Here is an 11,602-nt window from a genome sequence, read left to right as displayed (position 1 = left end):
CCCGCATCCCGCTTCCTCCCCGGCATACGCCTCAGCCGGAGAACGCCCGTGACCCGCCGCCGCAAGATTCTCCTTTTCGCCTCCGCCATCGCCGCAGCCGGCCTCGCGCTCGGCGCGGCTCGAGCCCACGACGTGCCGAAGGTCGCGACCGGCTTCGTCGCCGACATCCTGTGCGCCGAGACGTTCGTGTCCGGCCTCGATCCCGGGCGCAACTTCGCCGAGACCACCGACGCCATGCCCGGAGCGGGCCTGATCAGCTGGGCGATGGAGTACAGAATCGACCGCGTCCGCAAGGATGTCACGGTGACGCTGTTCGGCCTCGGCCGCAGCCACGCCATCTATCGCGAGGGCCTCGGCTGCACGCTCGAGCACGGCGCTGGCATTGCCTCCGTCGAGCCGCTGCCTGACGACAAGCGGCCCGCGTTGCTTCCCGCGATCGCCGGCCCCGCGATCGTGCCGCCGCAGAGCCCCGAGCTCGGCGCCGCGCTCGACCGCGCCTTCGCCGAGCCCGCTCAGCCGCCTTACCGCCGCACCCGCGCCATCGTCGTGATGAAGGCCGGCCGCGTCGTCGCCGAACGCTACGCCGACGGCATCGGCCCCGAGACGCCGCTGCTCGGCTTCTCCATGACCAAGTCGGTGGTCTCGGCGCTGATCGGCGTGCTGGTGCGCCAGGGCAAGCTGAAGCTCGACGGCCCCGCACCGGTCGCCGCCTGGAAGGATCCCGACGATCCGCGCCATGCCATCAATGTCGATCAGCTGCTGCGCCATACCGCGGGCCTTGCGCTTGGCAGCTCGCTGCAGGCCTCGCTCGGCTCCGCCTTCGAGCCGGTCAACCGGATGAAATTCGCCGAGAAGGACATGGCCGCCTATGCCGAGAGCATGCCGCTCGCAACCGCGCCCGGCACCGTGTGGAATTATCACGACGGCAACACGCTCATTCTCTCGCATCTGATCCGCGATGCGGCCGGCGGCAAACCGCAAGACGCGCTGCGCTTTGCGCGCCGCGAATTGTTCGCCCCGCTCGGCATGCGCAATGTGGTGCTTCAGCTCGACGGGGCCGGCACGATCGAAGGGTCGAGCGAGATGCTCGCCTCCGCCCGCGACTGGGCGCGCTTCGGCCAGCTCTATCTCAATGACGGTGTCGCCGGCGGCAAGCGCATCCTGACGGAAGGCTGGGTCACCTATTCGGCGACGGCCACGCCGAATGCGTGGGTCGGCATCGGCGCCGGCTTCTGGACCAACCAGGGCGACAGCTTTGGCGCAAACTTTCGCGTGAAGCACGGCTGGCCGCGCGATGCCTTCTTCGCCAAGGGCACGATCGGGCAGTACACCATCGTGATCCCGTCGGAGCAGCTGGTGATCGTGCGGCTCGGACGTTCCCCGAACGCATCGCCGCACGTCGATGGTGTGTTCGACCTCGTGCGCGATGTGGTGGCGGCAACGCGCGAGAAGGGGAGGCTGGCGGGAGGGGATTGAGGTCTTCTTACCCTCCAGGGGGGAAGCGGAGCGCCGCGGTGAACTTACCTCCCCAATTCCGTCGCCTGCGCCACGCGGTCGAACCGCTCCAGCGTCATGATCGCATCCGCAAGCTTCTCCGCGCGCGCGTTCAGCACGGGGCGGGCCAGCGTCAAGAACTTCTGCTGCATCGCCTGCGTGTCCGGGAACGAGGTCGGCTCTCCGGACGGATCGGCATAGAGCCGCTCGTGCACGCCATCATCTGTCGTGATGCTGACGCGCGCGCCGAAGGGATGGGTGCGGCCGATCTCGAGGCGATCGTCCTGCACCACGTCGAACTTGTCGGCGAGCGCGTCGATGGCGGCATCGCCGAGCCGGTTGTAATCGTCCCAGCCGAATGAACCCTGGTCGAGTGCGAGCGCGCCGGTGAAGAACATCGAGAACTGGCCGCCGACGACCGAGCGCGGGTGCCGCTTGGTCGCGGCGTCGCCGGTCAGCGTGATGCCGTTGCGGTGCAGGCCGATCTCGACGCGCTTGACCTGCTCCGGCGTCAGATTGTGCTCGCGCCGCATCGCGATCAGCGCGTCGATCGCGGCATGGGTGTAGCGGCAGCTCGGATAGGGCTTCACGCCAATCTTCATCGTTTCGTAGGTCTTGCCGAGCTCGGCGACTGCCTTGTCGGGATGCGCATCGTCGGTGTAGCCGGCGAGCAGGCCGTGCTTGCCCTCGACCGATTCCGTCGCACCGACGAAATCGTTGCGCGCGAGCGTCGCGGCGATCACCCCGTTCATCGCGGCGGCGCCGACCTGGTAGCGCTTGTTCCAGGCGCCGTTGACCAGAAATTGCAGCGAGCCCGCGGCCTGGCTGCCGGACACGCCAAACGCGGCAATCAGCTGCTTCTCGCTCAGGCCGAACAGCTTGCCCGCCGCCGCGGCCGCGCCATAGGTGCCGGCCGTCGCCGTCGGGTGGAAGCCGCGCGCGTAATGCGAGGTCGGATCGAGCGCATTGCCGAGGCGGCAGCAGACCTCGTAGCCAGCAACGATCGCCGTGAGCACGTCGCGCCCGGAGGCGCCGACCATCTCGCCGACAGCGAAGGCGGCCGGCACCACCGGTGCGCTCGGATGCAGCGAGGAATCGGCATGGGTGTCGTCGAAATCGAGGGAGTGGCCGAGCGCGCCGTTGAGCAGCGCCGCGACCGCCGGCGTCCAGGTCTTGGCATCACCGAACACGGTGGACTCGCCCTTGGTGTCGAGCGCCAGCGCCTCCAGCATCTTCAGCATCGACGGGGTCGATTCCGCCTCGCGTCGCGCCCTGATGGCGCTGCCGAGGAAGTCCAGCGTCAGGACCTTGGCGCGCTCCAGCACCTCCGCCGGAATATCCTGGTACTTGAGATTGAAGACATAGGCGGCGAGCGTTGCGGTTTCGTGAGCCATCGTGTTTCCTCGATTTGGCGCGCAAGTTAGGCGGGCTGATTTGGCCTTTCAAGCGGCCTTGCGTCGGCGGGGATCAGCCATGCTTTTGCTTAGGCGAAAAGGATCGGGATATTCCGCATGACGCGCGCAAGGCAGCTGTTCGACCGGATTCGAGCGCGGCGGACGCAATTGGGGCTGGCGATCCGGGTCACGGTCGCCGCGACAGCGGCCTATGCGATCGCGACCGCGCTGCATCTGCTGCTGCCGCTCTGGGCGGTGCTGACCTCGCTGATCGTGACCCAGATGAGCGTCGGCCGCTCGCTGAAGGCGACGCGCGACTACATGCTCGGCACCATCGGCGGAGCCCTCTATGGCGGCGCCATCGCCATCCTGATTCCCTATTCCAGCGAGGCGGGCCTGCTCGGCCTGCTGGTCCTCTCCGTCGCCCCGCTCGCCTTCATCGCCGCGATCAATCCGAGCCTCAGCGCCGCCACTGTCACCGCCGTGATCGTGCTCCTGGTTCCGACCCTGCATCATGCCGATCCCCTGACCTCGGCGATCGATCGGGTCAGCGAGGTCGGCGTCGGCGCCGTCACGGGATTGCTGGTCTCCTTCCTGGTGCTGCCCTCGCGCGCGGTGCGGCAGATCCGCGCCAGCGCGGCGGTTCTGCTCGAGCTGATCGCCGATGCCCTCGCCGAGCTGCTGGCAGGCCTCACGCGCGGCCGCGACAACGACGCGCTGCACCGGATCCAGGACGGCATCGGCACCGCGATGGTCAATCTGAATGCGATCGGCTCCGAAGCCGAGCGTGAGCGCGCGGCGCGCTTGTCGAGCGGTCCGGACACCGGCCCATTGCTGCGAACGATCCTGCGGCTGCGCCATGACGTCGTGATGATCGGCCGCGCCACGGTGGTGCCGCTGCCGGTGGAAGTGCAATTGCGGCTGGCAGCGCCCCTGTCGGAAGTGTCGACCGTGATCGCCCGCTTCCTCCGCTCGGCCGCTGGCGCCTTGCGCGAGGGCGTCGGCGCGCCGCCGATCCATCCCGTCCATGTCGCGCTCCAGCACTATGCCGAGGCGGTCGCGTCCGTCCGTCAGGATGGCCTGATCCGCGGCCACGCGAGTGACACAGCCGAGCGCTTCTTCGCGCTCGGCTTCTCCCTGGAGCAGATGCACCAGAATCTCGGCGACCTCGACCGCGTCGTCGGCGAATGGTCGGAGGCCTCGACAGATAAAACCGCACGCGTTGCGGAGTGAGTTCGGGCGCGTCGTCGTCAACGTCGGCTTTCGACAGTAATGTGCGTGTGCGAAGCGCGGCGGTGATCGGCGGTCTGCGGCTCTAAGCCGCTCCACGCACAAGGTTCCATCGGGTCATGTTGCTGACGCATTCTCTGTTTTAATCGGCGGCAAGCTAAACACGACGTGAGACCACTCCGGTTCTCACAACGGTCCGTAGCCAGGGGTTGGCTCGAATCCGCAAAACGTTCGGCAAGTTCATGAGCGCTGTTGCGTTCGCTTGACCACGTTTGCGGTTCTGGAACCGGACAATCTAAAAAATCACAGGACTCATGATGCTCTTCCGCTCGAGCGCCGCAGTTTGCGGCGCCCTGGTTACGCTTGCCTTCTCTGTTGCCGTTGCTCGAAGTGAAACGCGTGGGGATCACTCAAGTGCCGTCGTCGATGCCGCCTCCGGCGATGCGATTATTGGCGCGGCGTCCACCTATAATCCGTTCAAGCCCGGCAAGGAGGAGGGCGGTCCGCAGACGGCTTCCGGCGAACGTTATGATCCCTCCGCCTGGACGGCTGCCATCAAGACGAGCCTGCGCCGGAAATTCGGTGGGGTCGGATTCGGCGCGAGGCCGAAATATGCTCTCGTCGAGGCCGTGGGCAAGAAGGTCATCGTCAAGATAAACGACGTGGGACCACTAAGACCTGGCCGCATCATCGACCTCAATGAGCGAACGATGCGCCATTTCGATCCGAGCATGGACCTCGGTGTCATTCCTGACGTGAAAGTCAGTCCGCTCGCTGGCGACAATTGGACTGCAGGGCCGGTGGGCTGAACAGGGCGTGTTCGTTCAATGTCGGCCCGCACAGTTCATCGGGCCGTCTCCACGATGCGTCCCATCATGTTGCGGACCACGAGCTTGTGGAAGGGCATGATCAGCGCAAGATAGGTCCGGCCGAGCAGGTTGTGCGTGCGCACCAGCGTGGTCGAGGTCACATGGCGGCGCGCGGCATTGCCTGAAACGTCGACTACGATGCGGAAATCGAGGTGCGAATCATCGAAGCCCGCGACCAGCTGCTCCGGCGTCTCGCTCAGCACCGGAAACAGGCCGATCATGCCGCCCGGCGCCGGGGCGCCTTCGCCCGATGTCTTCAGCCCGAACGGCCTCACCAGAATGTTGCGCAGGCGCAGCAGTGCGTCGATCCAGCGCGGCCCGTGCAGCACCATCCTGGTGCAGGCTTCGCGGGCATTCACCGCTGCGGCGCCGATGTCCACGCAAAACGCGTCGATGAACTGCGCGCCGGCGAGCAGCGCATCGGCATCGACTTCAGGCGCGACTTCGCGGACCGTCCCGATCATCCCGCCATTTTGCGCGTCAGCATCCGGAAGCGCAAGATCAGGAGCCCGGCATAGACGAACGTGCCGATCGAGAATCCGATCCAGACGCCGATCGCGCCCAGCCCTGTGTGGAACGCCAGCAACCAGCCGATGGGAAAAGAGACGCCCCAATAGCCGATCGCGGCGAACAGCAGGGCCATCTTGGTGTCGTTGATGCCGCGCAGCGCGCCGCCCATGATGGTCTGCAGGCCGTCGGCGATGAAGAAGCTGGCCCCGACCAGCAGCAGCGTTGCCGTCAGCTCGACGGTGGCCGCACTTTCGCTGCCGGCGCCGAAGAACAGCCGGCCGAGCTGATAGCGACCGATCACGATGGCGATCGTCAGCGCGGAGACCAGCGCGAGGCCGAGCACGGCTGCGACGAGTCCTGCGCGCTTCACCGCCGCCGGATCCTTGCGGCCGAAGGCATGACCGACCCGCACGGTCGCCGCCATGCCGATGCCGAGCGGCACCATGAACAGCACGGCGGTGACCTGGAGCGCGATCTGGTGCGCGGCAATCGCGGTGGTCGAGATCAAGCCCATCAGCAGGGCGGCCGAGGAGAACAGGCCATATTCCAGCAGCAGGGAGAACGAGATCGGCGCGCCGATCGAGATCAGCTGGCGCATCAAGGGCCAGTCGATCCGCCAGAGGCGGGCGAGCGGATGATAGTCCGCGAACGGCTTGCGTAGCCCGGCGATCGCGAGCGCGGCGAGGAAGGTGCCGAGATTGACCAGCGTGGTCGCAAGCCCCGCGCCGAACAGGCCGAGCTCGGGCAGGCCGAACAGGCCGTGGATCAGGGCATAGACCAGCGCGGCATTGACCGGGATCGCCGCCAGCGTGATCCACAGCGGCGCCTGCGGCCGGTTCACCGCGCTCATCATGCTGCGCAGCGCGATGAATCCGAGCGCCGGTGCGATGCCCCAGGCAAGGCCGTTCAGATAGTGCTGCGCCAGCGCGGCCGAGTGCGGCGTTTGACCGAGCGCGAGCAAAATCTGCTCGCCATAGAGCGGCGAGGCCATCATCGGCAGCGAAATCAGCAGCGCGGCCCACAGACCGACGCGCAAGGAGCGCCGAATGCGCCTGACGTCGCCGGCGCCGAACGCCTGCGCCGCCAGCGGCGACACTGCGGACGTCAATCCGAGCCCGAAGGTGAAGCTGACGAAATAGACCGTATGGGCCAGCGCCGCCGCGGCCACCGCCTCCTCGCCGAGCCGCCCGATCATCGCAAGATCGGTCGTGATCATCGCGATCTGGCCGAGCTGCGTCAGCATCAGCGGCACGGCGAGGCGCAGCGTCTCGATGAATTCTTCGGCAAGATGGTTCTGCCGTGCGTCCAGGCGTGCCCGGTACCGCCGTTTGGTATCCAAAAGCTCGGTCATGCCGGGGACATAGCAGCCTCGATCGGCGAAGTAACGGCAAAGAAATGTGAGGGCGGGTGCCGCTGAAAAAAGGCGGGGGCTCAGGCGAAGGAAAGGTCGGGTTGCACCGTATTCGTCATGTGCGGCGAATCTGGGCCGGTCTCACATTGGGAATTGAGTATGATAACGAGATTTAGACTGACGTTCGCCGCACTGTTCATCGGTTCTGCCATCCTGGGTGCCGGCGCCGCTGCAGCGGCCGACCTGAGGCTGCCCGCAGCACCGCCGGCGCAGGCGGCGTCGGCAGCCCTGCTGAGCTGGGCGGGGCCCTATTTCGGCGTTCAGGCCGGCTATCTTTCGGGCCGCTCCGAGATCTCGCTGCCCGCGACGGGTGAATTCCACTTTGTCGATCCGAAGGGCGCGATCGTCGGTGCAACGGCGGGCTTCTCGGCGCAATGGGGCCGGATCGTCGCCGGGCTCGAGGGCGACGTGAACTTCGTCGATGCGCGCACGACGATCGATACCGGCTTTGCGCCTACCCCCGCGGTCACGCAGCTTCAATCCGCGGTCAATTGGAACAGCCATCTCCGTGGACGGATCGGCTATGCTTTCGACCGCACGCTGCTGTTCGCCGCCGGTGGCCTTGCCGTCGCGGGCGTCGAGAGCAAGGCGTTCGACAATGGGATCGGGGCCGTTGCGAGCTGGAGCGATACACGGATCGGCTGGTCGATCGGAGCGGGCGGGGAATTCCGCTTCGCACCGCAGGCCTCGGTCCGGCTCGAATATCTCTATGACAATTACGGCTCGAAGACGCTGGCCGCCCAGACGGTCGGCGCGACGACCTTCGGCGCGCGCGAGTCCCGGCTCGACACGCACACGGTGCGAGCCGGAGTCTATTGGCGCTTTTGATGCTCGGTTGGAGGCGGCTATCGCCTGGTAGGATCGGTTCGCAATTCTCGACTACGATGTCCGCAGGCCAGAGCAACAGATCGATGTGATGGAAGAGCCATCGGACGAGGCCTTGATGGCGGAGGTTTCGGCGCAGCGGCAGCATGCGTTTCGCGTCCTCATGCGGCGCCATTTGCCTCGGGCGCTGCGGGTCGCGGAGCGGATCGTGCGCGACCCGGCCGAGGCCGACGATATCGGCCAGGAGGCGTTCATGCGGGTCTGGACGCACGCAGCCTCGTTCGATCCGCAGGTTGCGAAGTTTACGACCTGGCTCTACCGCATCGTCCTCAACCTGACCTTCGATCGCACGCGGCGGCGAACGTTCCTGCCGCTCGAAGACGCCGGCGACGTACCCGACATGGGACCGCACGCCGTCGAGCGGCTGATCGCGGATGAGGAGCTCAGTCTTCTCAATCGCGCGATGGCCGGCCTGTCGGACCGGCAGCGCGGCGCGATCGCGCTCTTCCACATGGAGGGATTGAGCGGCGAGGAGGCCGCCAAGGCGATGGACGTCAGCGCCAAGGCGTTCGAATCGCTGCTGGGCCGCGCCCGCACGGCGCTCAAGGCAAATGTTCAGAAAATACAGCAGACGGGGAGCCACGTATGACGCCCGAACAGTTCAGACAATTGGCCGAGACATGGGGAGGTGACGTCGAGCGCTGGCCCGCGCCGACGCGCGAGGCCGCGCGGCGGATTGCGGCGACTGCGGAAGGCGCTGCGGTCCTGGACCAGCAGTCGCGCTTCGACCGGCTCCTTGCCGTCGCCCCGGAGATCGAGACGGCGCGGGCGGACCGTTCGAGCTTTCTTGTCCTGCAGAGGCTCTCCGCCATGCCGCAGCAGCATCGGCCGGCATGGTATCGTCGCCTGCTGCGCTGGCCGGCGCTCGTTCCCGCCGCAAGCCTCGCCTGCTCCGCGATCGTGGGCGTGTGGCTGGCGGGAACGATACCCTATGTCCATACGCCGTCGGATCCCCTGTCCGTCATGAGCGGCGTCTTCGACATCTACGCAATCGGCTATGGATCGGTGCAATGAAGTTCTGGCGAGAATGGTCCACTCCCTGGCGGGCGCTCATGCTGCTGTCGCTGTGCGTCAACGTCGTCCTGTTCACCTATGTCTCGGTGCAATGGCTGCGGCCCGGCGGCTTCCGGGCCGGCGCGGGCGTGCCGCTCCGCATGATCGAGCGCGTCGCGGAGCGATTGCCGGCGGAAGACGCGGAGGTCCTGTGGAGCATCTATCGCGGCAAGGAGGCGGAGCTGGCCCCGCTCCAGGCCGAGTACCGGCTCGCGTTGATGAAGGCGATGAAAACGGCGGCGCAGACGAATCTCGACAAGGCCGAGCTGGAAGCAGCCGTGAAGGATGCCCGCGACAAGCGCGTGAAGATTGGCGACCTCGTCGTCTCGACCTTCGTCGAGATGCTGGAACGAATTTCAGCGAAAGGACGCCGACAACTCGTCGGCGGCTATTTTCGCTGAGCCTCGCAAAGTGAACGAGGGATTCGGCCCGTCCAGACGTATCACCTACATCGATGTCTGCGAATTGGTGGAGATGATATGGTGCAACGATTTGACAGGACGGCAAGCGGACCAGTGGTGAGGTTCTCGCATCGGACGGCCGTCTACGTGCGTGCGGGTCTTGCGGCCGCGAGTCTGATCGCACTTCTCGTGTTGTTTCTTTCGCAAGCCTCCGCAGGCGATGCGCGGAGTGAGGCGAAGCAGGCCTGCAAGGCAGACTATTCACGGTTCTGCGCCGGCACCATGCCCGGGAGCGGCCGCATCCGCAAATGCCTCGGCGACAATTACGCGAGCTTGTCCGCGGCCTGCAAACAGGCCTTCGACGCGAATCCGCCAAAATAGAACAGGTTAGCTCCGCTCCGGTACGCGCTTGATCTTCGCACCAAGCGCGTTCAGCCGCTCCTCGATGCGCTCATAGCCGCGCTCGATCTGGTCGGCGTTGTTGATGGTCGAGGTGCCCTCGGCGCAGACGGCCGCGAGCAGCATCGCCATGCCGGCGCGGATATCGGGCGAGGTCATTGTGGCGCCGTGCAGGCGGCTGGGGCCGGCGATGATGGCGCGGTGCGGGTCGCACAGCACGATGCGCGCGCCCATCGCGATCAGCTTGTCGACGAAGAACATCCTGGATTCGAACATCTTCTCGAACATCAGGATCACGCCCTCGCATTGCGTGGCCGTGACGATGGCGATCGACATCAGGTCGGCCGGGAAGGCCGGCCAGGGCTGGTCCTCCAGCTTCGGCACATGGCCGCCGAAATCGTCCTGGATCTTCAATGTCTGGTTGGAGGGCACGATAAGATCATCGCCCTCGATCCGGCAGACGATGCCGAGCCGCTCGAAGCCCATGCGGATCGAGCGCAGATGCTCAACCCCCGCGCGCGCGATGCGCAAGGGCGAGCGCGTCACGGCGGCAAGCCCGATCAGCGAGCCGACCTCGATGTGGTCGGGCTGGATCCGGTACGTCGTCCCGCCGAGCGTCGCTTGACCATGGATGATCATGGTGTTGGTGCCGATGCCTTCGATCCTGGCGCCGAGCGCGACCAGGAAATTGGCGAGGTCCTGCACATGCGGCTCGGAGGCCGCGTTGCGCAAATAGGTGATGCCGTCGGCGGCGACCGCCGCGACCAGCGCGTTCTCGGTGGCGGTGACGCTCGGCTCGTCCAGGAACACGTCCGCGCCCGCGAGCTTTGGCGCGCGGAATTCGAGCCGATCGGTCGCGGTGACCTTGGCGCCGAGCTGCTCCAGCGCGAGCACATGCGTGTCCAGTCGCCGGCGGCCGATGACGTCGCCGCCCGGCGGCGGCAGCATCACCTCGCCGCAGCGGGCGAGCAGCGGCCCGGCGAGCAGGATCGAGGCGCGAATGCGCACGCACAGCTCGGGGTCGAGGTCGGCGGCGCGGATGCTCTTGGCATGGATGTGAAGCGTGTTGCGCGCGGACCATTCGGCCGACGCGCCGACCGAGCGGACCAGCTCGACCAGCGTCTCGGTGTCGCGGATCCGCGGCACGTTCTCCAGCACGACCGGATGCTCGGTCAGCAGCGCGGCGGCGATGATCGGTAGCGCCGAATTCTTATTGCCGGACGGCTCGATCGAGCCCGAGAGCCGGTGACCGCCCTCGACGATGTATTGGATGGGCGCCACGGGGTTCTCGCTGTCCTGTTGAGTGGGAGGGCCTGTTTCGGGCGGAAACTACAGAGATTTGAGCGCGGGAGCAATTGTGCCGGCTGGGACCCGCACACGTCCGTCCGTCACTTGTGGCAGGACCCGCCCTCAGAACAACCCGATGATACTCCCGACCACATAGAGGAACGCGATCAGGATCAGGACGCCCATCAGGAAGAAGGAGATTTCGATGGCGATGGCGCCGGTGCCGAGTGCGGCGGCGACAGCGGCAAGGAGCCGTTCCTCCCGAAAGATTAGCGAGAGCACCGACAGCAGGATGGCGAGCAGGCCGAGCGAGATCGCCGTGACCGATGCGATATCACTCCAGCTTCGTCCAGCCGATTTCTCGAGGTCCGGAGCCTTGAACTCCACGCCCTTCACCTTCGCGACGATGCGGTCCTTGATGCGATGTCCGGTGTCGACGATCACCTTGTCTGCCGGCGGCGGCGGAAACACGATCGGCACGACCCAATGCGGCAGCACTGCCGCCATCAACGCCAGCACACCGACGATGCTGCCGATGATGCCGAGGCGGCGTGAGGGCATAGCGGAACTAGGCGTTGCAGAGGCGGTCATGGCGCGAGCTTCCCGGCCGGAACTGGCCTTGCGGGGTCATGCCGTTTCGTCGCGATGGCGGGTGGGGAGGTTCAGGGG

General features: G+C 66.4%; 12 protein-coding genes. 7 read left to right on the top strand and 5 right to left on the bottom strand.

What is annotated here, in order from left to right; all coding sequences use genetic code 11:
* Window positions 1-48 precede the first annotated feature (48 nt).
* Window positions 49-1,476, top strand: coding sequence for a serine hydrolase (locus I6F21_RS36815; RefSeq protein ID WP_225184294.1), 1,428 nt, complete (start codon window positions 49-51; stop codon window positions 1,474-1,476).
* Between the two features lie 44 nt (window positions 1,477-1,520).
* On the opposite strand, the gene I6F21_RS36810 is transcribed toward I6F21_RS36815, so the two are convergent.
* Window positions 1,521-2,888 carry an MmgE/PrpD family protein gene (locus I6F21_RS36810; protein ID WP_225184293.1) on the bottom strand — a complete coding sequence of 456 codons (1,368 nt, stop codon included), beginning with the start codon at window positions 2,886-2,888 and terminating at the stop codon, window positions 1,521-1,523.
* Window positions 2,889-3,005: 117 nt separating this feature from the next.
* Between I6F21_RS36810 and I6F21_RS36805 the strand changes: the two genes are divergently transcribed.
* Window positions 3,006-4,121: an FUSC family protein gene (locus tag I6F21_RS36805; RefSeq protein ID WP_225144805.1), complete on the top strand. Its 1,116-nt coding sequence runs from the start codon at window positions 3,006-3,008 to the stop codon at window positions 4,119-4,121.
* 311 nt (window positions 4,122-4,432) lie between these two features.
* Window positions 4,433-4,927, top strand: coding sequence for a septal ring lytic transglycosylase RlpA family protein (locus tag I6F21_RS36800; protein WP_192893029.1), 495 nt, complete (start codon window positions 4,433-4,435; stop codon window positions 4,925-4,927).
* A gap of 35 nt (window positions 4,928-4,962) precedes the next feature.
* On the opposite strand, the gene I6F21_RS36795 is transcribed toward I6F21_RS36800, so the two are convergent.
* Window positions 4,963-5,451, bottom strand: a complete 489-nt coding sequence (locus tag I6F21_RS36795) for a DUF2867 domain-containing protein (RefSeq protein WP_225131875.1) — start codon at window positions 5,449-5,451, stop codon at window positions 4,963-4,965.
* Window positions 5,448-6,848 carry an MATE family efflux transporter gene (locus I6F21_RS36790; RefSeq protein ID WP_225184292.1) on the bottom strand — a complete coding sequence of 467 codons (1,401 nt, stop codon included), beginning with the start codon at window positions 6,846-6,848 and terminating at the stop codon, window positions 5,448-5,450. Before I6F21_RS36790 ends, I6F21_RS36795 begins: the two co-directional genes overlap by 4 nt.
* Before the next feature lie 159 nt (window positions 6,849-7,007).
* Between I6F21_RS36790 and I6F21_RS36785 the strand changes: the two genes are divergently transcribed.
* Genes I6F21_RS36785 through I6F21_RS36770 form a run of 4 tightly spaced genes read left to right on the top strand, consistent with a single transcriptional unit; the run spans window position 7,008 to window position 9,247 of the window.
* Window positions 7,008-7,736 carry an outer membrane beta-barrel protein gene (locus tag I6F21_RS36785; protein ID WP_225184291.1) on the top strand — a complete coding sequence of 243 codons (729 nt, stop codon included), beginning with the start codon at window positions 7,008-7,010 and terminating at the stop codon, window positions 7,734-7,736.
* A 43-nt stretch (window positions 7,737-7,779) separates the two neighbouring features.
* The gene (locus I6F21_RS36780) at window positions 7,780-8,382 is read left to right on the top strand and encodes an RNA polymerase sigma factor (RefSeq protein WP_346656851.1); all 603 of its coding nucleotides are present in this window, start codon (window positions 7,780-7,782) and stop codon (window positions 8,380-8,382) included.
* Complete coding sequence (locus I6F21_RS36775) at window positions 8,379-8,807, top strand: hypothetical protein (protein ID WP_225184289.1); 429 nt, start codon at window positions 8,379-8,381, stop codon at window positions 8,805-8,807. The genes I6F21_RS36780 and I6F21_RS36775 overlap by 4 nt, the downstream gene beginning before the upstream one ends.
* Window positions 8,804-9,247, top strand: coding sequence for a periplasmic heavy metal sensor (locus I6F21_RS36770; protein ID WP_225184288.1), 444 nt, complete (start codon window positions 8,804-8,806; stop codon window positions 9,245-9,247). Before I6F21_RS36775 ends, I6F21_RS36770 begins: the two co-directional genes overlap by 4 nt.
* Before the next feature lie 387 nt (window positions 9,248-9,634).
* Here I6F21_RS36770 and murA read toward each other — a convergent pair whose 3' ends face one another.
* Both murA and I6F21_RS36760 read right to left on the bottom strand, forming a co-directional pair.
* Window positions 9,635-10,927: a UDP-N-acetylglucosamine 1-carboxyvinyltransferase gene (murA, locus tag I6F21_RS36765; RefSeq protein ID WP_036024088.1), complete on the bottom strand. Its 1,293-nt coding sequence runs from the start codon at window positions 10,925-10,927 to the stop codon at window positions 9,635-9,637.
* Window positions 10,928-11,056: 129 nt separating this feature from the next.
* Entirely contained in the window at window positions 11,057-11,524 is a 468-nt protein-coding gene (locus tag I6F21_RS36760) for a hypothetical protein (protein ID WP_225144812.1), read from the bottom strand.
* Window positions 11,525-11,602: the final 78 nt, after the last annotated feature.

It is taken from the genome of Bradyrhizobium sp. NBAIM03 (assembly GCF_020194055.1).
GTDB lineage: Bacteria > Pseudomonadota > Alphaproteobacteria > Rhizobiales > Xanthobacteraceae > Bradyrhizobium > Bradyrhizobium yuanmingense.
This window is presented reverse-complemented; position numbering and strand designations above follow the sequence as displayed.